The sequence below is a fragment of the Limisalsivibrio acetivorans genome (genome assembly GCF_000421105.1).
GTDB classification, from domain to species: Bacteria; Chrysiogenota; Deferribacteres; order Deferribacterales; family Geovibrionaceae; genus Limisalsivibrio; species Limisalsivibrio acetivorans.
On sequence record NZ_ATWF01000002.1, the window covers coordinates 132,449 to 154,812 of the forward strand.

General features: G+C 48.6%; 22 protein-coding genes. 5 read left to right on the plus strand and 17 right to left on the minus strand.

Annotated elements, in window-relative coordinates; genetic code table 11:
* Nucleotides 1-173 precede the first annotated feature (173 nt).
* Entirely contained in the window at nucleotides 174-398 is a 225-nt protein-coding gene (locus K300_RS0111820) for a hypothetical protein (protein WP_162139896.1), read from the minus strand.
* Between the two features lie 237 nt (nucleotides 399-635).
* On the opposite strand from K300_RS0111820, the gene K300_RS0111830 reads away from it, so the two are divergent.
* The gene (locus tag K300_RS0111830) at nucleotides 636-1,253 is read left to right on the plus strand and encodes a class I SAM-dependent methyltransferase (protein WP_022851886.1); all 618 of its coding nucleotides are present in this window, start codon (nucleotides 636-638) and stop codon (nucleotides 1,251-1,253) included.
* A 181-nt stretch (nucleotides 1,254-1,434) separates the two neighbouring features.
* Here K300_RS0111830 and K300_RS16625 read toward each other — a convergent pair whose 3' ends face one another.
* Nucleotides 1,435-2,127, minus strand: coding sequence for a DUF2231 domain-containing protein (locus K300_RS16625; RefSeq protein ID WP_022851887.1), 693 nt, complete (start codon nucleotides 2,125-2,127; stop codon nucleotides 1,435-1,437).
* A 133-nt stretch (nucleotides 2,128-2,260) separates the two neighbouring features.
* Between K300_RS16625 and K300_RS0111840 the strand changes: the two genes are divergently transcribed.
* Nucleotides 2,261-3,286, plus strand: a complete 1,026-nt coding sequence (locus tag K300_RS0111840) for a molybdopterin-binding protein (RefSeq protein ID WP_022851888.1) — start codon at nucleotides 2,261-2,263, stop codon at nucleotides 3,284-3,286.
* The gene (locus K300_RS0111845; RefSeq protein WP_022851889.1) at nucleotides 3,283-4,467 is read left to right on the plus strand and encodes a molybdopterin molybdotransferase MoeA; all 1,185 of its coding nucleotides are present in this window, start codon (nucleotides 3,283-3,285) and stop codon (nucleotides 4,465-4,467) included. Before K300_RS0111840 ends, K300_RS0111845 begins: the two co-directional genes overlap by 4 nt.
* Before the next feature lie 60 nt (nucleotides 4,468-4,527).
* Here K300_RS0111845 and K300_RS0111850 read toward each other — a convergent pair whose 3' ends face one another.
* Genes K300_RS0111850 through K300_RS0111900 form a run of 11 tightly spaced genes read right to left on the minus strand, consistent with a single transcriptional unit; the run spans nucleotide 4,528 to nucleotide 12,102 of the window.
* Nucleotides 4,528-6,324, minus strand: coding sequence for a Na(+)/H(+) antiporter subunit D (locus K300_RS0111850; protein WP_022851890.1), 1,797 nt, complete (start codon nucleotides 6,322-6,324; stop codon nucleotides 4,528-4,530).
* Nucleotides 6,317-6,571, minus strand: a complete 255-nt coding sequence (locus K300_RS0111855; RefSeq protein ID WP_022851891.1) for a hypothetical protein — start codon at nucleotides 6,569-6,571, stop codon at nucleotides 6,317-6,319. Before K300_RS0111855 ends, K300_RS0111850 begins: the two co-directional genes overlap by 8 nt.
* On the minus strand, nucleotides 6,568-6,714 hold the full coding sequence (locus tag K300_RS16780) for a hypothetical protein (protein ID WP_022851892.1): 147 nt from the start codon (nucleotides 6,712-6,714) through the stop codon (nucleotides 6,568-6,570). The genes K300_RS0111855 and K300_RS16780 overlap by 4 nt, the downstream gene beginning before the upstream one ends.
* 9 nt (nucleotides 6,715-6,723) lie before the next feature.
* A complete protein-coding gene (locus K300_RS0111865; protein ID WP_022851893.1) occupies nucleotides 6,724-8,214 on the minus strand; it encodes a monovalent cation/H+ antiporter subunit D family protein in 1,491 nt (496 codons plus the stop codon).
* Complete coding sequence (locus K300_RS0111870; RefSeq protein ID WP_022851894.1) at nucleotides 8,205-9,698, minus strand: monovalent cation/H+ antiporter subunit D family protein; 1,494 nt, start codon at nucleotides 9,696-9,698, stop codon at nucleotides 8,205-8,207. The genes K300_RS0111865 and K300_RS0111870 overlap by 10 nt, the downstream gene beginning before the upstream one ends.
* Nucleotides 9,695-10,075, minus strand: a complete 381-nt coding sequence (locus K300_RS0111875; RefSeq protein WP_022851895.1) for a cation:proton antiporter subunit C — start codon at nucleotides 10,073-10,075, stop codon at nucleotides 9,695-9,697. Before K300_RS0111875 ends, K300_RS0111870 begins: the two co-directional genes overlap by 4 nt.
* Nucleotides 10,068-10,493: a Na(+)/H(+) antiporter subunit B gene (locus K300_RS0111880; RefSeq protein WP_026836444.1), complete on the minus strand. Its 426-nt coding sequence runs from the start codon at nucleotides 10,491-10,493 to the stop codon at nucleotides 10,068-10,070. Before K300_RS0111880 ends, K300_RS0111875 begins: the two co-directional genes overlap by 8 nt.
* Nucleotides 10,486-11,040, minus strand: a complete 555-nt coding sequence (locus tag K300_RS0111885) for a DUF4040 domain-containing protein (protein ID WP_026836445.1) — start codon at nucleotides 11,038-11,040, stop codon at nucleotides 10,486-10,488. The genes K300_RS0111880 and K300_RS0111885 overlap by 8 nt, the downstream gene beginning before the upstream one ends.
* A complete protein-coding gene (mnhG, locus tag K300_RS0111890; RefSeq protein ID WP_022851896.1) occupies nucleotides 11,037-11,342 on the minus strand; it encodes a monovalent cation/H(+) antiporter subunit G in 306 nt (101 codons plus the stop codon). Before mnhG ends, K300_RS0111885 begins: the two co-directional genes overlap by 4 nt.
* 32 nt (nucleotides 11,343-11,374) lie before the next feature.
* Nucleotides 11,375-11,629, minus strand: coding sequence for an MrpF/PhaF family protein (locus tag K300_RS0111895; RefSeq protein WP_022851897.1), 255 nt, complete (start codon nucleotides 11,627-11,629; stop codon nucleotides 11,375-11,377).
* Nucleotides 11,629-12,102, minus strand: a complete 474-nt coding sequence (locus K300_RS0111900; RefSeq protein ID WP_022851898.1) for a Na+/H+ antiporter subunit E — start codon at nucleotides 12,100-12,102, stop codon at nucleotides 11,629-11,631. Before K300_RS0111900 ends, K300_RS0111895 begins: the two co-directional genes overlap by 1 nt.
* A 295-nt stretch (nucleotides 12,103-12,397) precedes the next feature.
* Here K300_RS0111900 and K300_RS16375 point away from each other — a divergent pair, with 295 nt between their 5' ends.
* Nucleotides 12,398-14,140, plus strand: coding sequence for a PAS domain-containing sensor histidine kinase (locus K300_RS16375; RefSeq protein WP_022851899.1), 1,743 nt, complete (start codon nucleotides 12,398-12,400; stop codon nucleotides 14,138-14,140).
* 6 nt (nucleotides 14,141-14,146) lie between these two features.
* Here the strand turns inward: K300_RS16375 and K300_RS0111910 are convergent, their stop codons facing one another.
* The 3 genes from K300_RS0111910 to K300_RS0111920 form a co-directional block, all read right to left on the minus strand.
* Nucleotides 14,147-14,896 (minus strand): DUF4412 domain-containing protein, encoded by a 750-nt coding sequence (locus K300_RS0111910; RefSeq protein ID WP_022851900.1) that lies wholly within the window; start codon nucleotides 14,894-14,896, stop codon nucleotides 14,147-14,149.
* Between the two features lie 28 nt (nucleotides 14,897-14,924).
* Nucleotides 14,925-18,569 (minus strand): PAS domain S-box protein, encoded by a 3,645-nt coding sequence (locus tag K300_RS0111915; RefSeq protein ID WP_155827616.1) that lies wholly within the window; start codon nucleotides 18,567-18,569, stop codon nucleotides 14,925-14,927.
* A 338-nt stretch (nucleotides 18,570-18,907) separates the two neighbouring features.
* Nucleotides 18,908-20,614 carry a type II secretion system protein gene (locus tag K300_RS0111920; RefSeq protein ID WP_022851902.1) on the minus strand — a complete coding sequence of 569 codons (1,707 nt, stop codon included), beginning with the start codon at nucleotides 20,612-20,614 and terminating at the stop codon, nucleotides 18,908-18,910.
* Nucleotides 20,615-20,758: 144 nt separating this feature from the next.
* Between K300_RS0111920 and K300_RS15575 the strand changes: the two genes are divergently transcribed.
* On the plus strand, nucleotides 20,759-21,757 hold the full coding sequence (locus K300_RS15575) for a type II secretion system protein (protein WP_022851903.1): 999 nt from the start codon (nucleotides 20,759-20,761) through the stop codon (nucleotides 21,755-21,757).
* 7 nt (nucleotides 21,758-21,764) lie between these two features.
* Here the strand turns inward: K300_RS15575 and K300_RS0111930 are convergent, their stop codons facing one another.
* Nucleotides 21,765-22,229, minus strand: coding sequence for a VOC family protein (locus K300_RS0111930; RefSeq protein ID WP_022851904.1), 465 nt, complete (start codon nucleotides 22,227-22,229; stop codon nucleotides 21,765-21,767).
* Nucleotides 22,230-22,364 lie beyond the last annotated feature (135 nt).

Consider the following 22,364-nt stretch of genomic DNA (forward strand, 5'->3'; position numbering starts at 1 on the left):
AGAACTTTCGTTTAAACAATTCACACCTATACATCTGATCACGTAAGCGTGCGTGTCATACGGAAATAATCTTTTTGTACACTCAAATCATTAATTGAATATAAATATATGAGCTAAGTATTAATATCCTCTGCTAAAAAACTTATCCTGATAACCACAATGCGGGAGGTGACCTAAACCCTCTCTTTTAGGAATCCCCTGATTTCAAGCTCTCTTATGATAACAGCAGGATTTCGCTCACCACCTAGGAAAAGCGTTCCATTCAGGGAGATATACGGTAGAATGTTAAAATCACCGGCAATATCTGCAAACTCTTCCGGAAATTCGAATATTTCTGGACTGTTTACATCTACAAATCGTACCTCAAACTCCTGCTCACCGAGTCTTTCGGCAAGCATAAAATGCAGCATACGGGTAAGCTCATGAAGACTATCTGCACCCCCCACGGGGGCGACCGGTAGAGGCATTCAACCGCTGGTGCATTCTTCCATAATGTCGATGATAAGTAGTTCCAGTTTCTTTTCCATAAGAGACAACATATACCTTTTCGCATATATTATCAAGAACTATTGCTCATAACCTCTGATTATGTATAATCAAAGAATACTTATAGTACAAAGATAACGGTGGAGTTTATGGACAACCCTTTCGAGAATTTCTCGGATGAATACGATTCTTGGTTTGATAGAAACCCGCATCTGTTTGAGTCCGAAATTAAAGCATTAAAAGCAGCACAAAAAAAGGGAAGGTCACTTGAAATTGGCATCGGAACAGGGCAGTTTGCCGTACCTTTAGGTATAGGCCACGGGGTGGAGCCTGCGCCGCAGATGTATAAGAAGCTTGCAGGAAGCGGAATACACATCATCAATGGGGTGGCGGAGGCTCTTCCCTATAAACCTGGAGCATTCGATTTTGTATTGATAGTAACCAGTATCTGCTTCGTTAAAGAGCCCCTGCAAGCAGTCGGAGAGGCATACCGAGTCCTAAGAAAAGGGGGCAGGCTCAGTATTGCTATCGTGGACAGAGAAAGTACCCTCGGCAAGGTGTATCTTGCCAAAAAGGATAAGAGCCTATTCTACGCAGAGGCCAAGTTCTTCTCATCTCATGAAATTTATATGCTCATGTTCAATTCCGGCTTCAAGGATATTTCCGCCTTGCAGACACTCTTCAGTATGGACAAAGAAAAAGTGGATGAGCCTGAACCGGGATACGGTAAAGGTAGTTTTGTGGTTATATCTGGTGAAAAGCTTTAGCTCAAGGTTTCTATACATTCACATGTTCACTTGTACACTCGCACATTCATAGTCAACACTTTCCCACCGAATACCCTGCGGTAACGTCTACGATCATCGTATAGATCCGCCCTGCACCTGCTTGCTCTGCCGAAACTACCCCTGAACCCTGGCATTACGAACTAGCTCCCCAGTCAGCAGATCAGCCCCAGGTGATCTTTCCGCCGTTATACCCGATAACTGCAAGAACTGGAAGATTCAGGAATACGAGTGTATTATAAGCTATGCTTGCACCATCCCCTGTGTAGGAGATCTCCGGCCTTGAAAATCGCATAAGCACCTCGCAGGTTGTGATAACGAATAGTATCCCTGTGAATGAAAGCTTATACACAAAAACCTTGGTCGTCGAAAAGTTATAGTTTACCCACCAGCTGAAAAGCCCTGAACCTGCGGCGGGGAGTATGGAAACTGTACCCACAACGAGTGAATAGAATGCTGCCAGCTCGAAGGATGATTTCCCTGTAAGCAGGAAAACAGCCTGCATCATTATGGTGAAGGCCAGAAGCCCCATGGGATAATGAATAAACATTGGGTGCGGGTGCAGTCTACGGTATATCTCCCGTAGCTTATCCTCGGTTTCCTGCTCCTTATCCTTTGCCTCTTTTTCTTTTGAGCTTACAAGCTCATCTATAACCTCGAACCGCTCAAACACCTCATCGGCGTGGGGAGCCTTCTCCAAATCTTCGGTAAGGTCACGTCCTGCATAGTGCCTTTTAACGTGCTGCCCTTCCTTCCAGAGACGGCTTTCAGTAACATCATAAACCTTACCCTTAAAGCCAACGTATGCCTTACGCCCTTCTTTGCCGTCAAACTTACTCAGTTCTTCTCTATCCAAAATGAACCCCCTGAAAACAATTCAATACCCATGTATATCAAATCCATAGACCCTACGCCACCCAATAAACCTGTAGTTTCTTGACAAAACCTACCCCAAAGCTTACATTTCAGAAAAACTTAATGGAGCTTCCATGAGAAAGATCAGCGTTGATGAGTCGGTGGGGGAGACCCTCGCCTATGATATAACAGAGGTAAGCCTTGAGAAAAACATAAAGAGGCGGGCCTTTAAACGTGGTCATTTGATCACAGATGATGATATACCTTTTCTGAAGAACCTGGGCAGGCGAAACATCTTCGTTGCCGATGGTGACGATACAGATGTCCATGAGGACGACGCCGCCCGGATAACTGCGCCACTCGCCGCAGGCGAAAATGTAAGCTACGACGCAGAATCCTCCGAAGGCAAGGTGAACTTCTACGCCGAAGTGGACGGCGTATTCCATGTTGATCGTGACAGGCTATACGAGATAAACAGCCTTGAGATACCATCCATGCCCACGATACATGACTGCTTCCCCGTAAAAAAGGGTGACGCTGTGGCGGCTTTCAGGATAATCCCCCTGACGTGTGATAAAAGCGTTATGGATAGTATCGAGGATATCCTGAGCGAACCTATCCTCAGCGTAAACCCCTATAAACTCAAAACTGCCGGCATACTTGTTACCGGCAACGAGGTTTACGAAGGGCGTATCAAGGATGCCTTCATCCCCAAGCTCACCACAAAGCTGAAGGCTTGGAATATTGAGGTTAAGGCCACCTCCATAGCCCCCGATGACGAGGATTTCATCGTCCGTGAACTCAGCTGGATGCTTGAAGAATGCGACTTTATCCTGACCACAGGGGGAACCTCAGTTGACCCCGATGACATAACCGCCGATGCACTCCGGAAGGCTGGTGTCAAGCTGTTGAGCAGAGGCAACCCCATCCAGCCGGGGAACAACCTCGACATAGGTTATGCAAAGGGTAAGCCTGTACTCTCCGTACCTGCAGCCGCCCTCTTCTTCCACGCCACTGCGCTGGACATATTCCTCCCACGCATCCTTGCCGAGGAAGAGATTACCAAGGAAAATATCGCCTCCATGGGGCACGGCGGTCTTTGCCTCTTCTGCAAAACTTGCCATTTCCCCGTATGCCCCTTCGGAAGAGGTGCACTATGATACACACCCACAAGGAAGCCAAAGCGATAATAAACGGACTTTTCAAGAACTACGGAACCGAGCGCATATCCATTAGAGAGAGCTGGGGGAGAACCCTTGCGGAGGATATCTTCGTCCCACGAGACTACCCCGATGTGAATAAATCCGCCGTGGACGGCTACGCCGTTAAGGCTGGTCGCACAGAATACACAGGTATAGGCGAGGTCGCCGCCGGCGGTGAGGCGAGCCGCCCCATAGAACCCCACGAGGCTGTATTTGTAATGACAGGCGGAACCGTTCCCGAAGGTGCCGATGCCGTTGTCCGCATTGAGGACTGCAAGGTTGAAAGGGACAGCGTTACAATACCTGACAACGTTCAGGCCGGAACATGCGTAAACCCTGCAGGTGATGAAGCTCGAAAGGGTGAACTCGCCGTGCATAAGGGTGCCATCATCCACAGGGGCCTCTACCCCGCCCTGTACTATCTTGGAAAATCTAAGGTAAAGGTTTACAAACGTCCGCGAATTGCCGCCTTCGTAACTGGTGATGAGATAATGGAGGTCGAGGACGAATTCAAAGAGGGTATGGTCTTCGACACGAACAGGCGGATCCTTGAAACATACCTTAACCCCATGAACCTCAAGCCCGACTTCTTCGGCCCCATAGGCGATACCGAAGAGGATGTGGCAAGGGCCTTCAAAGAGATGTGCAGTGAACACGATATAATTATTTCTTCCGGCGGCATCTCCATGGGTAAGTACGATTTTGTCAAGAAGGTGTTTCAGGAACACGACTTCGAGGTACTCGTTGAACGCACAAGGATCAAGCCCGGAAGCCCGCTAATGATAGCGAGGCGTGAGGATAAGCTCTTCATAGGCATGCCCGGCTACCCCGCTGCATTCCTCAGCAACTTCGCATACTATATACTCCCCGCACTGCGCAAGGCACTCGGAATAGTCGAATACGAGAATGTGCTCCACAAAGCAATACTCGATACGGATATGCCCGCAAGGACCGGAAGGATGGATATAAACCGTGCCATAGTGAATGTTGAGAACGGACGATACCATGCAGCAAACCCGGGCACTCAGCTCACATCCCATTTCATTAGCTTCGGCGGAGTAGATGGGCTCGTGTTGATAGACCCTGAGACAGCAACACTTAAGAAAGGGGAAGAGGCGGACCTGCTCCTCCTTCCATAAACAAAAAAAGGACCGCCCACGGGCGGTCCCATCAATTCTATCAGTAACCTGTTCCCATACCTAGGAAACGAACAGGAATATCAGCAGATACACCATCAGAAACAGTATAACCAGCATAACCGAAAGACCTATACTCCAGTGCTTCTTCATGCTGTCGAGATAGGCATCCTTTTCGCTTATTATACAGCGGTTTATGTGAACCCTCTGCTCCGGATTGGACACCATTGAGAGCAACAGCCCCAGCGGGTTCTTGCTAAGCTGGGAGAGCGTAACAGGTATAGCTTCGAAGAAAAGCACCTTCGCCCTGTTCATAAAAGCCATGAACGGATTATCCACAACCCATACAAAAGCCCTCGCACCTTTCCTGTAGAACCAGTCGAAATCGAGGTTTATGGCCTTTATCTCCGCAGGATACATTCCGCTCCTCAACAGCAGAGTGAAGGCCAGAATGGAGAAGAGCAGGAGCTGCATCTGCGCCACAACGTGATCACCCGTGTAGGGGTTATAGTCCACAGCATAGGGCATAATATTATATATCGCAGGGGGGTAGACGCCGATAAAAATACTGATGAAGGCGAGAATCCCCATCCCGATAAGCATGTTAGTAGGTGCTTCCTTTGGCCTTAGACCCGAGTCGTGCCCGAAGAATGCGAAGAAGGGTATCTTGATACCGGAGTGGTCAAGCACACCCGCCGATGCGAAGAGAAGCACAAGCCAAACAATGGCAAGACCTTCATATGCAACGGATGAAAGGATCATCGACTTCGTCACAAAGGCGGAGAAGAGCGGAAAGGCGGATATAGTGGCAGAGCCGATGATAGTGAATATCGTCGTAATCGGCATGTATTTATACAGCCCACCAAGTTCGCTCGCCTTGATCTTCCCAGTCTGATGAAGAACAGCTCCCATCCCCATAAAGAGCAGGGATTTGAACATGATATGCACAAACGCCTGCCCAACGGCGGCATTAACAGCCATGGCGGTGCCCACGCCGATACCCACAACCATGAAACCTAGCTGGTTGATGAGCGAGTATGAGAGCACCTTACGCAGGTCGTTCTCCAGCACGGCAAAGAAGATGGGAAATGCAGTCATAATAGCGCCTGCAACGATGAGAATCTCCTCACCGGCAAACCCTCTGGCAAGGGTGTAAATCGCTGTTTTTGTTGTAAAAACAGAGAGCATAACCGTTCCGAGGAAGCTGGCCCTCGGGTATACGTCCACAAGCCATGTGTGGAGAAAGGGCCATGCTGCGTTAACGCCAAAGCCTATCATAATGAGAAACGTACCCGTATCGGTCCAGCCCATGTGTTCGAAGGCTGTATTACCCGTGGTTATTATATAGATTACAATGCCTATGAGCAGGGCAAGCCCGCCGGCAAGATGGAATACGAAATACCTGAAACCCGCCTGTGTTGCTTCATCGGTGTTCTTCTGCCAGATGAGGAAGGTTGAGGCTACGGTCATTACCTCCCAGAATATATAGAGGCTTATGAGATCATATGCAAAAACAGCACCAAGCCCGCATCCGGCGTATATAAGACCGATTATAAACTCCTTACTGCTCCTGAGGTGCATACCGTAAAATATTACGGCAACGGAGACTATCAGAAACGCATAGCCGAAGATAAGGGAAAGCTTATCTATGCGGAAAAGAGCAAGATCCATACTAAGGAAGCTGTAATGCAGGTAAACGCCCTCGGGTATCTGTATCAAATGCAGAAAGCTGATAACCGGAACGGCGAAAAGAACGGCATTGCGCAGATAGAATAGCTCCCTGCGCTCGGTCTTTATGAACATCAGCAGGAGAGCACCCGCAAGGTAGTAAAATACGGGTGGAATTATCATGCTACTCATAGTAGTCCTCCTTGCGGATGAGGATCGGCCTGATTACGTATTTTGCGAAGAGAACAAGGCCGACATATGAAATGAAGCCGTACATCCCGTAGAAACCTATCGCCTTCTCAAAGCTGAAGTACGGGTGGTTGTGCACAACAAGGTCCGCAAGGAAAAAGACAGCGCAAAGTATATAAAGAAGGTAGAGCAGTATCTTTATATTCCTCGGGTTGTCAAAGATCCCTTTTTTCTCTTTATTTTCGCTCATAACTTCTCCGCACCGTAGTACATAAATATGAATATGAGATATGCCAGTATAATGGCCAGCACGCCAACAAATATCGGCATATAACCCTCTTTGGCATCGTGTTTAAGCTCTTCAAAGCCGTCCTTATTTTTATGAACACCCATAATATTCTCCTAATATCCGCCCATGCCCGCAGCTACTATATCTGCGAAGCTTGTGAGTATCTTCGGGAAGAAAAACAGTACAAAAACCATAAACGATGTGATCATCATAGAAACAAGCATCATAACAGGTGCTTCCTTATAGCCAGGCTTCAAATCCTCGGAAAGGGGCTTGAAGTAGGCAATGTATATGATGGGGAGGAAGTAGCACGCATTAAGGAACGAACTTCCGGCATATACAAAGGCTATGGGGAGCATATCCGCCTCAACTGCGCCTTTCATAAGGTAAAACTTGCTTATGAAGCCTGCCATCGGGGGTATACCGATGAGAGACAGTGCGCCGATAGTGAAGATAGCCATGGATATGGGCATCTTCTTGGCGATACCGTTTATCTGGCTTATATATTTTTTACCGAGGGCGACATATACCGCACCCGCCCAGAAGAATAGCGTGATCTTCGAGAAGCCGTGCACCATCATATGCATGATACTCCCCTTCACTGCGGATGTGCTCAGAAGGGAAACGCCCACGACTATGTATGAAAGCTGGCTGACGGTGGAATAAGCGAGCCTCGCCTTAATGTTGTCCTGCCGCATGGCGATTATCGAGGAAACGATGATCGTAATCGATGCAAAATAGGCCAGAACGGTTCCTGCGCCGATATCCTTCAGCAGGTCCACACCGAAGACGAAGAGCACAATCCTCAGAACAACGAATACACCCATCTTAACAACGGCCACGGCATGGAGCAGGGAGCTTACCGGAGTGGGGGCAACCATCGCATTCGGCAGCCACGAGTGAAAGGGCATGATACCCGCCTTGGCCGTACCTGCGATGAAGAGGAAGAAGGTGAAGCCCAGCAGACCCGCAGAGGTTCCGCCGGACATCGCCTCAACAAAGAGACCCCCTGCCGTGAAGTCTGTGGTTCCGGTAACAAAATAGGTTATGAGAACCGCAGGGAGCAGGAAGGCTATGGATGTACCGAGTAGGTAGGTAAGATATATCTTTGCTCCTCTGAACGCCTCAGACGTCTCCTCATGGAGAATGAGAGGGTATGTAAAGAGGGTGAGCATCTCGTAGAATATATACATGGTAAAAAGGTTCCCTGCAAATGCCGCACCCATGGTGGCGGAGAGTGAACCTGCGAAGCACATAAAGTATCTGGTTTGAGCGTGCTCCTTCATAGCCCTTACGTAGCTTATGGAGTAAAAGGAGGTGATGATCCATAGTGATGACGCCATAAGGGCGAAGAAGAGACCCAGCGAATCCACACGGAACATTATGTCTAGGCCGGGATACGCCTCAATAAGGGTGAGCTCAATCTCCTTCCCCTGCAGAATAGCAGGGACCATGTAAAGAACTATACCGAACTTGATAAACGCCGCTGCTATGGTCCAGAACTCCCTCAGATTAGGCGTTTTGCCGGAGAAATATATGGCAAAGACAGCACCGAGGGATACCAGCATCGCATAGAGGGGCGCGGTGGAATGGATTACTTCCATGACCCACCTCCAAAGAGGGCATCCGCAGCTCCGGAGGCAAGCTCCACAGGAATCTCAGCCGCAATGCCGAAAACTATACAGAGAGCCGCCGCAATGAGTGTCGGGACAAGCATACCCATCGGCGCCTCGTCCTTAACGGGGGTTTCATCCGTTTTACCGAAATACATCACATTAACTACCCGTCCGAAGTATATTGCTGTAAGCAGTGAGCTTAGTAGTATTACAGAGATGGCGAACCAGTGGCCGGAGGCTATCGCCCCTGTTATGAGATACCATTTGGTAACAAAGCCCGCCGTAAGGGGTACGCCGACTATTGAGAGTGCGAAGATCGTAAAGGCAAAGGCGGTTACGGGCATCCTTCTGCCGATCCCCTTCATGTCGGAGATTTTTTCCGTCCCCAGCTTATAGGCGACTGCACCCGTACAGAAGAAGAGCCCCCCCTTTATTATCGCATGGTTGAGCACATGAACGATTCCGCCTGTCAGGGCTACCTCGTTCACCATGGCGAGAGCGAGGACGATATAGCCTATCTGCCCCACACTCGAATAGGCGAGCATCAGCTTTATATTCTGCTGGGATATGGCGATAATCGAACCCGCAAGGATGGCGATACATGCCAGAACCATAAGTATCTGGGTTACAGGAAGACCGCTGATGCTGAACTCGATATCGAAAACTGTGAACATCATTCGGATAAGCACATAGGCAGCGACCTTTGTAGACGTTGCCGCCATAGCAGCGCTAACCGCAGATGGAGAGTATTTATAGGCATCGGGGAGCCAGAAGTGAAGGGGGAAAAGAGCCATCTTCACCAGCAGTCCCACAACGATAAAGACGAATCCGGTTATAACTACCTTTGATTGATACATCTCCGGCAGTCTCTGGGAGAGATCCTGCATATTCAGCGTACCCGTTGCCATGTAGAGGTATGCAATACCAAGAACCACGAAGGTCGCCGCTATGGTTCCGAGGATAAGGTAGTTGAAGCTCGCCATAATCGAATAACGCCTTTTGCCCGAAGCAATGAGTGCGTATCCGGCGAGGGAGGTTATCTCAAGGAAGACATAGAGGTTAAAGATATCCCCGGTTATCACGATGCCGTATAGGCCGAGAAGGAAAAGTATAAAGACCGCATAGAAAGAAGGGATCCTGTGTGGTTCGATCTCCTTATCCACGCTCTTCTTAGCGTAAAGAAGGGAGAGAAATCCCACAAAGCTGATAACCATGAGTACGAAGGCGGCCAGAAGGTCAACCCTGTATTCGATCCCCTTAGGAGGGGTCCAGCCACCGAGCTGATAGGATATAGTGCCGTTAACCCAGACCTCATGGGTGAGGATGACCGAGATAAAGAATGAGGCACCGCCGGCCGCCGCCGCTGCCGCCCAGCTGATATCCCTGTGTATTCTCCCCAAAAGGGGGATGATGGGAACGGCAATCAGCGGAATAACAACTGCAAGAATGGGAAAGTGCTGTGCTATATTCATTGTTTACTCGCCTCGGATACCCTTTGAGCGTGTATCTCTCGTATTTTATCTTCTTCGATGGTTCCATAGTTTTTATAGATCCTTATTATCAAAGCCAGCGCCACCGCTGTGGTAGCCACCGACACAACGATGGCTGTAAGGATAAGAACATGGGGGAGCGGATTATCATAGTACTCCGCCTTCTTCCAGAGAACGGGAGCCGTTCCGCCGCTTACCTTTGCTATGCTTATGTACAGAAGGAAGACAGCTGTCTGGAATATATTTATGCCGATAACCTTCTTAACGAGGTTATTCTTGGCTATGATGGCATAAAACCCTATCATCATAAGCACAATGGCTATGAGGTAGTTGTATTTTCCGATTATAAACTCAATCATCATTCTTCTCCGCAGCCTCAAAGAATATGGTCATGATAACCGCCGCAACCGTTATTCCGACCCCGATCTCGATGCCTATCATACCCATGTGGTTCCCCTTCTCCGCATTGCCGAAGGGGAGGACACCGTACTCAAGGAACATGCCGCCGAGGAGCATGCAGATAACGCCTATACCTGCGTAAACGAGCACTCCGGCTGAGTTAAGGGCATCGCTCCATGTGGTGCTCACTATGCTTCTCGCCTTCTCTTTACCGTAGGCAAGGGCCACAAGGACGATACCTGCGCCGAATATAACGCCCCCCTGGAACCCTCCGCCGGGACCGAGCTCTCCGTGGGCGATAACGTAAAGGGCGAATATCTGTATGAACGGGAGGAGGAACCTCGTCACCGTTCTGATAATTATATTATTGTCATTCATTTTCGGACCTCCCTCTACCCCTCAGCAGGAGGATAAGTATGATACCAGCGGTGAAAACAACGGTGGTCTCACCGAGGGTATCGTATCCTCTGTAGCTTGCGAGGATGGAAGTAACTATGTTGTATGACCCCGTTTCATGTTTTGCCTCGTGGATATATTCCGGAGCCACATGCTGGTGAATAGGTGCCTGATAGGATCCGTATTCGGGCATATCAATGGTTCCATAAACAAGAAGCGCCCCAGTTGCAAGAACGATTATCAGGGGCAGAACCTTCTCAAACCTTATGCTCATGCCGGGTATCCTGTTTGAGACATCCTCCTTGCGCTTAGTTCTGCTCAGGGCGGCTATCATGAGAACGGTGGTAATGCCGGCACCCACGGAGGCCTCTGTGAAGGCTACATCCACGGCGTTAAGGTTTGTCCAGACAAGGGCCATAAAAAGGCTGTATGCGCCGAGAAGGATAATTGCATCGAGTATATCCGTGGTGCGGACCACTGCTATGGCAATAGCTATAAGGAAGAGAAGCAGGAGCATATCGATTATCATTTTTTCTTCCTCCATGGCTTAAGGCCGGAAAGGTGGGCAGCCTTTGCCGCCGCATGGGTTGCTGTGGGGTTTGCTATGAAGATAAAGACCACTATCAGAAGCATCTTAAGACTGATTATGCTGAAACCCTCATAAACCATGAGCCCGAGGAAAACCAAACCCTGCCCGAGGGTGTCCGCCTTTCCACCGGCGTGAAGCCTTGTATAGAAATCGGGAAGCCTGAGGACTCCTATGGAGGCAACCACCATAAAGAAGCATCCTGCGGCAACGAGAACACCGCTAATAACTGTTATAACATCCACAGCATCCCTCCGTAGTCAGCAAGGTTTATCATCTAATCAAGCCTCCCCTTCTCGGTGTACTTAAGCAGTGCTATGGTACCGATGAAGTTGATAAGCGCATAAACAAGGGCAAGATCCATGAAATGGGGGCGTCCGAAGACAAAACCTATGAGTGCGAGTATTACTATTGTTTTTGTACCCAATAGGTTAACAGCCAGAATCCTGTCGAATACTGTCGGTCCCTTAACCGCCCTGAACAGAACCAGAGCAGCGGATACGATTACGATCACAGTGAATATATCAAACATTATCCTGCCCTCTCTATTTCTAAGACCTTTTTCTCGATAACCCTGTCCGTAATGCCTTTCTCTGCAGCGGCATCGATGGCATGGACAAGAAGCTCGCCATCCTCGATATCCACCGTTACAGTACCCGGTGTAAGCGTTATGGAGTTACCGAGCGTGGTAAGGCCGATATCCGTCTTAAGCTCGCTCCCCTCTTTCACCATAACAGGGTCGATGGGCATGGAGGGGCTGAGAACTATCTTAACCACCTGAATATTAGCAACAAGGATCTCCTTCATAAGCCAGGGGAGATAAAGAAAAAACTTCAACAGCCTTACTGGAGTGCCCTTATCCGCATCCCGCATGAAAAGATCCTTTGTCATAACGGCAACAATGGCACTGTAAACAACGGCAAAGCCTAAAAGAAGCGGCTTGAACTCACCCGAAAGCATGAGCCAGAAGATCAGGACTGTAATGAATGTAATTATAAATTTCATAGCTACCCTGCGTTTGGCGTTTTAAAACATCTTTTGTCTTATAGAATTTTTAGGCAAAAATCAACCTTTTTCGGTCTGACCAATTTCCTAAAAGCCCTAACAGTAAAGAGTCATACCTATATATATTACCCGAAGATTTTTTTTATTCTATGCGAATTTACTTACAATCATTAGTTCATTAAACTCCCATGGATTTGTTAACTCGGGGACCAAGGCGCCTGAAAGTATGAGACCCCCTTTCCAAATTGAATCCATTGTGTAATAATCAGTAAATCAACGATATGGTGGGCTCTGAATGGAACCTCTGATAGAATTCAAGAAGGATACTGTTACCGGCGCAGAGAATACCGAAGGTGAAACAGCGCTCCGGCCGGAAGACATTATCGGTGCAAACATATACGACCTTATCCACCGTGACTACCACTTCAGCTTCGACGAAGCCTTCAAAAATTATGAGCCATTCCACTGCTTTTTTCGAAAACCGGGTGGAATGTGGAGCTTTGTGGAAATAACCCCGATCAAGAGGAAGAAATCCTTCAAAATCCAAGAGTGCAGAGAGAGCTACATCTTCGGAAACGATTATGGAGGCAGGAACTTTCGTCACTTCGTAGAGAGATTTAAAGAGGTTTACTTCCGTGAGGATCTCTTCGGAAACACGATATACATAAGTGATTATATTGAAAATATTACCGGTTTTTCACCCGAAGAGCTTACGGGCAGAAAACTCAGCGAAAGCATCATAAATCCATCCGCTCTTAACAGGGATGTCCGAGCCATTCTGGGTCTCGCCGGTGAAACTGTCGATTTCAAAATACCTATGACATCAAAAAGCGGCGAGGAGTGGTGGGGGGTTCTCACTGTCCAACGATTTCATAACGAATATGGGCAAGTCACGGGTACTGAAGGTATGATTCGTGACTACACCAAGGAAAAACAGGATAACGACGAGCACATAAAAAGCCTACAGGACAAGTATAAGCTCCTCTTTGACGGAGCCAGGGATGCTATCCTCATCTACGAATACTCCCACCGAACCATCAGAGATGCTAATAAATCTGCACAGGAGCTCACAGGCTACAGCCTCGCTGAGCTCACAAAAATACGCAAGGACTCCCTGCACCCGGGAACCGAACTCCAGATAAACGCACAGAACATCCTCGAATACTCAGACGGCCCCGGCGGTGAGATTATCGAGATGAACCTTCGCCGCAAAGGGGGAGAACAAGTGCCTGTAGAGGTTACAGGGTTCACCATCAACGTCGGAGACAAACGATACGGCATCGATTTCATAAGGGATATAAGCGAACGTCTTAACGCGGACAACCGCCAGAGGGAGCAGGAACAGATGCTCATAGAGCAGTCCAAGCTTGCATCGATGGGGGAGATGATAAACAATATCGCCCACCAGTGGAGACAGCCGCTTGCAAAGCTTTCAGGGCTTATGACAAACGTTGAGCTTAGTATCATGGGAGGAACACTTACCGATGAAGAGCTTACCGATGCCCTTGAAGATTCAGGCAAAACACTGGCATATATGTCCGAAACCATTGATACCTTCAGAAAATTCAACACCCCTTCCCAGGGAAAGGAGCACATAAGGCTCTCCACAATACTCGAAGAATCGATCACCATCGTCAAGGCATCCTACATCTCAGAGGAGATCCGGTGGGAGGTTCTAAAGAAGCATGATTCGATTATTTTCGTAAACAGAAACGAGCTTTCACAGGTGGTTATGAATATCCTCCACAACGCCAGAGACGCTCTTAAAAACAATCCCCCCGAAAACAGAGAGATGACGTTTGAGATATCCGTCAGGGAGGAGTGCGCATCGCTCCTTATAACGGATAACGCAGGGGGAATAACTGTGAGTCCCGTCAAGAAGGTGTTTGAGCCCTATTTCACCACAAAACCCGATGGTCAGGGTAACGGGCTTTACATCTCAAAAATGATAATAGAAAAGCACCTGAAAGGGAGACTGGAGGCATTTAACACCAAAAATGGAGCCGCCTTTGAGATCCTGATCCCCCTCCCCGATTAATCCCTTCTACATACCTGCGCCGAAGAGCTCCATCATGGATACCGTGCTGTAACCCTGAGGCAGATCAAAACGACTACCAGGTATGCTCTTTTCTTCGATTTTTGTTACGACACTTTCATCGGAATCGGTTACACCGCCGGTGTTCACAGTTGTTTTCTCGTAAAGGGTAAAACCTTCAAGGGAGTATTCCATCGTCTTCTTCTCGATGATGTCAGAGACCCCTGTTTCCATAAAGCCTCCGGTCATCTCCATAAGCTTTTTCATGGAGCCGGAGTCGATCTCTTTGGATATCTTATCCATAAGCTTTCCGGAGTAGCATCCCACTGTTTCAAAGCCCTGTACATCCGCTGTAAAAACGTATTCGGTGCAGGGGTAACCCGCAATATCCCTTGTACCCTTCTTTTTTACGTTCACCTTGATGCTTTTAAGTGCTTCCTGCCTTTTTTTCATCATTGCACCCATCTGCGGGTCGGCCATCATGGCATCCATTGCCTTCTGTGCCTGCCTGGAAACCTGCTCCATCTCCTGAAAGGTACCTTTGGCTACCCTTCTGTTCTCGTGGTCTATGGTATATATAACCCCAGCACCCGTATCTATGAGGCTCTGCATACGGCCATTTTCATAGGCGGCGACCTTTCCGTCTTCGTAGTAGGTTACACCATCGGTACCTGAAATCTTTTCGAATACCGCAACACCCGCAAAGGCATATGCCGAAAAAAGAACTGCGCATACAGCTGTAACTATCCCCTTAATCATCGCTTACTCCCTGCTTTATATACTATAGTTAGTTCTTCTCCAGAAGCTCTCTTAACCTTCTCAGCTCCCTGTTTAGCTCGGTAATAACAATTCCGTAGCTCTCAGATGTGCACGCCATGCCCATCGCCTCTATATCCCTGGCAACTCTGCCGATATCTCTGAACTTGAGGTTTAGCGCAGCCCCCTTTATCCTGTGGGCCTGACGCACAATCGTTTCATGGTCCGATCTCTCGGCCGCCTTGACTATCTCCGATACCCCCGTCTCGGCATGCTCAAAGAAAAGCTCCACAAGCCTGCCGAGGCTGGATCTTTCTATCCCGAGATCCGATTCCAGCTCGTCATAAAGCCTATCCTTCTCCGAAGCACCTTCACCCGAAGGATTAACATACTTGCGTATAACCTTCTTAAGCCTGGAGCTTGTGAAGGGCTTGGCAATGTAGTCATCCATCCCCGCCTCAAGGAAACGCTCCCTGTCACCCTTTACGGCATTTGCTGTAAGTGCGATTATCGGAGTGTGCTCTCTGCCGGTGCGCTTTTCCTCTTCTATGATACAACGGGTGGACTCCAGGCCGTCCATAACGGGCATATTGACATCCATGAAAATAAGGTCGAAATCCTCTCTCTTAAATATATCACACGCCTCTTTTCCATTCGAGGCAATATGAACATCCGCTCCCAGCCCACGCATAACAATAGCGATAAGCTCTTGGTTTATTTCATGGTCTTCGGCGATAAGAACCTTGACAGAAAACTTATCTTCGGAGGGTTCTTCGGGGATATCCGAAACACTGCAAACCCCATCCTGGTAGCTTCTGATTACATCACAGAGGCGGGTGGGATAAATCGGGGAAACAAGCATCTCAATATGTACATCATCGAAGCTGAACAGGATCTCCGGCTCATGGTCCGAAACTATGAGGCATATCCTCCCCTTCAGCCCCTCGGCATGTCTTTCAATATAATCGAACCCTTCGGAGGTATTGCAGAGCATAACAAAACCCTCCTCAAAGGGGAGTTCATCGGAGTTGAAATACCTGATCTCCGCTCCGCTCCTCTTGACAATATCGTGAACCAGCTCAAGGAGCGGCCCCCTGCTTTCGGGGATATTAATGCAAACTTCGGGTTCACCGGAAAGGTCCGCCAGAGAATCTTTTGATACATTGTCAAGCTTCAGCATAAAACTGAAACTGCTCCCAACCCCGGGCTCACTCTTCATCGTGAGCTCTCCACCCATAATGGAAACAAGGCTGGAGGAGATGGAAAGTCCAAGTCCTGTGCCGCCGAACCTTCTTGTTATGGAGCTGTCCGCCTGATTAAACGCCTCAAAGATCTTCTCCCTGCTGGTTTCATCTATACCTATGCCGCTGTCCTCAACGCTTACTTCGACAATTGTATAATCCTTCGTGCTCTCCTTCATATCAACACGAAGGAGTATCTCGCCACCTGTTTCGGTGAATTTAACCGCATTACTGAGAAGATTGGATACAACCTGCTTTATCCGAAGAGCATCACCAGCCAGCTTAGCGGGGAGTTTAGGATCTATGAACACCCTGAGCGCAACCCCCTTCTCCCTCCCTTTGAAGATGAAAAGCTCGCATGCGTTCTCAAATACCGCAGCCGTCTCGAAGGGGAGCACCTCCGTATCAAGACGATTGTTCTCTATCTTCGTTATATCCAGTATGTCGTTAATTATACTCAGGAGGCTTTCGGCACTCTTGCTGACTATCTTGACGTAGTCCTCCTGCTCTGTACTAAGGGATGTGTTCTCCATCATCTCCAAGAAGCCGATTATTGCATGGAGGGGCGTTCTTATCTCATGGCTCATGTTCGCAAGGAAGGCTGTCTTTGCCTGTTCTGCAATAGTAGCACTCTTAACAAGGGATTTGAGGTTTGAAACATCATGACAGATATGGATAAACTCCACCACATCACCATGATCATCTGTGATGGGTACTATGGTTGTTTCAAGGTAAACCTTTTCGCCGTCACTGCGAACATGCTCTATCGTTCCCTGCCAGAGGTCCTTCGCCTTCAGGGTATCCCATATCTCTTTTCTGAAGACCTCCCTTCGGTTCGAATTCCAGAGGAAACTGCAGTGTCTGCCGATAATATTACTCTCACTGCACCCCGTCACGGTGCACAGCTTGTTGTTTATATGGGTTATGATACCGGAGCGATCCGTCTTTATAACTATGGCACTCTGATCGAGCGCCTCTTTATAGCCCTCGAGAAAACTGTTTATATACTTGATTCTACGTTCATTCTGTTTTTGGTCTGTGATGTCCGTAAGGAATGCGAAAGCTCCACCTTCCGCAGCCTTGTCATCCAGTGTTGTGGAGTGGCTTATGATACTCTTCTTCTTACCGCTTTTTGTGGTTACTTCAAACTCATAGGAACGGTGCTTTTGAACAAATCTTCTGCCGAAGCGTTCCTTAAACCTCTCAAGTTCATCATCTTTATAAAACATAGCCGGGGTTTTACCCAGCATTTCATGTTTAGCATAGCCTGTTATACGTGAGAGGGAATCATTCGCATCAATGATCTGCCCGAACTTGTTAACGAGCAGGAAGCCCTCCTGGGTGTTGTTTATTATTTCCCTGTACTTTCGTTCGCTCTTCTTGAGCCGCTTCTCTATCTCACGGTTCACCACACCCTGCTCTATGTTCCCCGCCACGGAGATAAGGGAAGAAACCTCCTTATCGCTCCAGTCCCTTTCGATGTGCCTGTTGTAAAGAACCAGTATGTTCTTGAGCATACCCCCCATAACGATGGGAACCACCAAAACGGATTTGATACCGAAGCTGTTGACGATGTCACCCGGTCTGCTGGCGGATTCTATGATACATTCACCGCTCAGAAGCCTTTCGTACCATCCCTCACGTTCGCTGATAACAACCTCGGTAATGCTGGTTTCCCCCTCGCTGATCCTCCAGTACTCTTCGGGTACGGCAGATATTGTATCCTCGCCGTAGGCAAGGGAGTAGAAGATTACGCCGTCACTCTGGGTCGCCTCACCCAGCGATTTTACAGCAAACCTTATCACGTCTGATTTATCAAGATCCGACAGAAGGATGCTAGAAATACGGGCAATCGAAAGGGAGAGGTTACTCATACGCTCATCCGCCTCCCGTGTCTTCAAGCTTTCGGTTATATCTCGGAAAACGGTTACAGAGCCCACCGGCCTCCCTTCTTCCATAACAGGCGTAACGGTGAATTCCACATCTATTAAACGGCCATCCTTTGTGCGCATCGTGTCAATCTCGGCAGTGAAAACCTCCCCCGTTTTGACAGTACCGCATATCCTGCAGTCCGCAGGTGCAAGGTTGTCGCTCCCCTCTTCGCTATGGAGGATTCCGTGCACCCTTTTCCCCTCGAGCTCGCCGGGAGAGTAACCCAAAAGCTTTACGGCGTGGGGGTTAATAAAGGTCAATCTGCTTTTTTCATCGAGAACATATATCCCTTCACCGATATTATCCGTCACTGCCTGCAACTTGTTCATACTCTCTTCGAGGGCACGGTTCTTGTTTATATGTTCACGCCTGCCTCTAACCGTTTCAGCATATTTCAAAACTGTACGAACGAAGGTTTCCGGTGTGCATGGTTCAATGATGAAGCCGTCCACACCGAGATCAAGAGCATCGGGTATAATCTCCAGCTTATCCTTTTTTATCATCAGAATGAGTGCGGTGTAGCTGCCACAAAATTCCCTATAATCACCAATGGATTCAGTGCAACATTCCTCACAGCACACAACAGCAATATCCGGTTTTTCTTCATGGTATAACGGGGATAAATCCGGGAAGTCTTTAATCAAGGCTCCCGCATCAGCGGCACAGGCCGGATATTTGCCGCATTCAGAGGTTTTATCAATAAAGTACAGCGTTATGCCCTTAAGTACTGCTGATTCACTGTTTTGGTTGTTTTTTGACACACTCGACCTCAGAGAATTGTTTAACTACTGAAGTATAGCCTACATAGGCACTATTTCAATGTTAATAAACTTTTCTTCGGTTAATCGTGATCAAAGGAAAAGGGGGCGGTAATCACCTCCCCTCCGGGATCAACGGCTGCGGCAAACCCAAACCCTACCCCCTCGGGGGGTGACTCTATGCACGTCTTCACCATCGGAGGGCTGCCGTTAAATTGTATGGATGTATCGGAACATCTTGTGCAGTCCACCCATGCGAGGAAAAGCATACCATTGGTGCCGGGTGATGTACAGTCACCGTTATACCCCTTTCTCAGCTCCACACGGACGGAGTGTACCCCCTCGTCCTCGGTCCATGTCGCCGTTTCACCCTCATAGCAAGCCGTTCCCGGGCATGAAGGAACCTCCGGGATTGTATGGGCTGGGAGACAGAGGTGTTCGCCGTTATATTCGACATTACAAGGGATAAACGCAGTATGATTAGATGGTTTCGCCTCCATATCACGATAATCAAGCAGGTATGTGGGGCGCATGTCATGCTCAAGGGCAAAGGAGTCCGGTCCAGCTGTGAGGCCGTATATACCTGTATCACCGGAGGTTCCGCAGGTGAAATCCTCTCCGGGTGTGAGACCGCTGTCGTAAAAGAGGAGGGAAAGCCCCCCTGTCTCTGTACCCTCGCTGAAAGGGTCAGTATCTTTCGGGGAAACGGCAAACTTGTAGTACAAACGCAGATGGCTGTTAAACATGTAGGTATCACGGCTCCATGAGCAGAGGGACGTATTGGGGGAATCCTCATCCTTCCTCATAACAACAGCCGGTAAGTTCAGTTTATCGTTATCTGTTTCGTAGAAGATCTCACCGGAGTCCTCACCCGTTCTATCCATAAAAACGAATGAATCCTCACCAAAACCTTCCCTGGCACCCTCGGGCGGGATTTCGTACGGCCTGTGCCCCTCAACAACGAACCTTGCACAGTCTTCATGACCGAAGGAATCACGAACGCACACACTCAATGGATGAACCGATGAACTACCCTCGGGCATGGTGTAATAACCGCTGAGCACAAGTGATGTTCCGCTCTGCCAGCCGTAGGGTGAGGAACAGTCCACTGGAATGGAGAGAAGGGACGCAAGCTCAGGGTCAGCGCTGGAGGCACACCATTGTGCGGGAAAGCCCTCCGCATTGAACACCGCCTCGTAATAACTGCCGTGATACGCAGTGGGGGGAGAACCCCTCTTTACCGATACACCCCCAGAGGTGCAGTCCGCCCTTCCTTTAAGTTCGCTATAGCTTATCCAGCCGGCTATATCATCCGAAGGCCTGCCACCAGTAACGCCCCCTTGTGCAGGGATGATAACCGTAGAGCCGGCTACCTCCGTCTGCATGATCCTGTCACCGCCGGGGCTTATGAATACAGCTGCAGCATCACGGGTCTCCCTGTATTCAGAGCAGTCTTCAACGCTGCACTCCCTGACCGTTATCGGATCGGAGGATTTCACACACAGGTCCCCGGGTGTACCCCCATTCTGTGCAGGCAGATAGACCAGACTACTCCCCCAGCTGTCAACAACTGCTGGCATCTCACCGGAATCTGGAAATCTCATGTTAAATACTGAGATATTAACGAACTGCTCAATACTCTCGGTTATCTTTATTTCCGTTTCGTTTATACTAGACACATTAAGGGAGTAGCGTACCAGAAGGAATGCGGAACCGGCAAAGATTCCGGCGACAATAAGCACAAGGGCAAGCTCTATGAGAGCAAAACCTTTCCTTGAATATTTTTCCATATAATCAGCAAATACTTATACGTTACGCAAACTTACGGAACGTAAAATCGAATGCAAATCGTGATTATTTAATATACAATGAAAATATACAAATTCAATCAACATTAGGTAGTATCTATACACACGATGTGACTAAAGGCGGAAATGAAAGTATTCGGCATAATATTATCAATACCAGCAAACAGTAGGGGCTTTACACTCCTTGAGCTTGCCATCGTTCTGATAATCCTCGGATTCGTAGTGTCCGCCGGTGCCGGCTTGTTAACTATGACCATGAAAAATATGGACCTTGCCAAAACAAGGGAAAGAACTGCAGGAGCCAAGGATGCTGTCTGTGCCTACACCGCAGATACCGGCACTATACCTGACAATTCAAGCTTCGCCTCCTCTGTATCCCTGCCATTGGATGCAGTAAACAAACAACTGCGCTATATATATGCGCATGAGCTCACCGGCTCCAGCGGACTTCTGAACCCCGCATGCAGACTCCTCTCCACCAGCTTGACCATAAGGAGATGTGCGGATTCATCGTGTAATGTGTATAGCGATACAAACGACATAGCCTTTGCGGTCATCTCCGGGGGGGATAACAGGAACCATCAAACGGATGTATCAGGCGGAATCATCCGTATTTACCCCCAAGGGGCTGAGGCGGATGACTACCCTGCGGACGGCACTATGAGCAGGGACTACGACGATGTTGCGGAATGGGTCAACCTTGAGGAACTTAAAGGGGGTGCGGACTGCTCCGGGTTACGATTGAGGATACTCAACAGCGAGCTCCCCTTTGCCTCAGAAGGCAGGGAGTACAAAGCCTCTGTTTATGCGGATGGCGGTCTCCCGCTGGATCCGCCCAACGGTGAGGATTATCTATGGTGTATCGAGGAGGAGAACCTGACAAGCCCCGATCCGGACATACTCACATTCAGAACTTCCACCGGAACTGTGCATGTGGATACGGACTGCCGTAACCTCCCCGGCTCATCATGGACAAGGGGTGACAATGTAACCATAGGCGGAACGCCCCCGGCAGACACCACAGGAACATACCCCGTTCGCTTCTGGGTAAGGGACGGAAACGATCCTTCGGGCGATAATGACTACGTAGCGAACAAGCGGATTGTTATATCGATCTTCCCTTGAGAAGTCCTCAGTCCTGCTCCTTCATAACACGTACGGTATCCACGGGGATCGTGGTACTTTCAGAAATCTCCTCATCGCTCATGCCGCTGATAAAAAGCCTTCTCACTGTAAAATTAAGGGGCTCGCCCACCTCTATAAGATGTCCGTCCGGATCCAGAGCACGGAAGACAAGTTGTCTCCACGGTTGTTCTGCCAGTTCGTTAACGATGACGGTTCCGCTCTTCTTGAAATTCTCGTAGTCCATTTCTATATCCCTGGATTCGAAGCAGAGCTCACACCTCGCCCCCTCCTCCGGTATATCACTAAGACCCACAACATCCCTTATGCTGTCCCTCTGCCATATGGAGACAGAACCGTCAAAGATGGCATACACGCCGCTGTCCATAGTTATCCTGAAGCCCATAACGCCTGTGTAGAAGTCCTTGGAACGCTCTATGTCCTTTACGAAAAGGGTGGGAAATGCTAGTTTCATCGTCCGCCTCCTGTATGAAATACAATATCACCAGGAGCTTCCGGTGTAAATAATCTTGAAAAACTAAAAGAAAGTCCTTGTGTTTATTTTGAAATGTAGTATTGTGTGTCTCGAAGCTTAAATGGTGCAGTATTT

Coding starts and splice junctions, on each gene's coding strand:
- K300_RS0111820 (WP_162139896.1), bottom strand. CDS start 398: ATGCTTGCCGAAAGACTCGGTGAGCAGGAGTTTGAGGTACGATTTGTA.
- K300_RS0111830 (WP_022851886.1), top strand. CDS start 636: ATGGACAACCCTTTCGAGAATTTCTCGGATGAATACGATTCTTGGTTT.
- K300_RS0111840 (WP_022851888.1), top strand. CDS start 2,261: ATGAGAAAGATCAGCGTTGATGAGTCGGTGGGGGAGACCCTCGCCTAT.
- K300_RS0111845 (WP_022851889.1), top strand. CDS start 3,283: ATGATACACACCCACAAGGAAGCCAAAGCGATAATAAACGGACTTTTC.
- K300_RS0111850 (WP_022851890.1), bottom strand. CDS start 6,324: ATGAGTAGCATGATAATTCCACCCGTATTTTACTACCTTGCGGGTGCT.
- K300_RS0111855 (WP_022851891.1), bottom strand. CDS start 6,571: ATGAGCGAAAATAAAGAGAAAAAAGGGATCTTTGACAACCCGAGGAAT.
- K300_RS16780 (WP_022851892.1), bottom strand. CDS start 6,714: ATGGGTGTTCATAAAAATAAGGACGGCTTTGAAGAGCTTAAACACGAT.
- K300_RS0111865 (WP_022851893.1), bottom strand. CDS start 8,214: ATGGAAGTAATCCATTCCACCGCGCCCCTCTATGCGATGCTGGTATCC.
- K300_RS0111870 (WP_022851894.1), bottom strand. CDS start 9,698: ATGAATATAGCACAGCACTTTCCCATTCTTGCAGTTGTTATTCCGCTG.
- K300_RS0111875 (WP_022851895.1), bottom strand. CDS start 10,075: ATGATTGAGTTTATAATCGGAAAATACAACTACCTCATAGCCATTGTG.
- K300_RS0111880 (WP_026836444.1), bottom strand. CDS start 10,493: ATGAATGACAATAATATAATTATCAGAACGGTGACGAGGTTCCTCCTC.
- K300_RS0111885 (WP_026836445.1), bottom strand. CDS start 11,040: ATGATAATCGATATGCTCCTGCTTCTCTTCCTTATAGCTATTGCCATA.
- K300_RS0111895 (WP_022851897.1), bottom strand. CDS start 11,629: ATGTTTGATATATTCACTGTGATCGTAATCGTATCCGCTGCTCTGGTT.
- K300_RS0111900 (WP_022851898.1), bottom strand. CDS start 12,102: ATGAAATTTATAATTACATTCATTACAGTCCTGATCTTCTGGCTCATG.
- K300_RS16375 (WP_022851899.1), top strand. CDS start 12,398: ATGGAACCTCTGATAGAATTCAAGAAGGATACTGTTACCGGCGCAGAG.
- K300_RS0111910 (WP_022851900.1), bottom strand. CDS start 14,896: ATGATTAAGGGGATAGTTACAGCTGTATGCGCAGTTCTTTTTTCGGCA.
- K300_RS0111915 (WP_155827616.1), bottom strand. CDS start 18,569: ATGATAAAAAAGGATAAGCTGGAGATTATACCCGATGCTCTTGATCTC.
- K300_RS0111920 (WP_022851902.1), bottom strand. CDS start 20,614: ATGGAAAAATATTCAAGGAAAGGTTTTGCTCTCATAGAGCTTGCCCTT.
- K300_RS15575 (WP_022851903.1), top strand. CDS start 20,759: ATGAAAGTATTCGGCATAATATTATCAATACCAGCAAACAGTAGGGGC.
- K300_RS0111930 (WP_022851904.1), bottom strand. CDS start 22,229: ATGAAACTAGCATTTCCCACCCTTTTCGTAAAGGACATAGAGCGTTCC.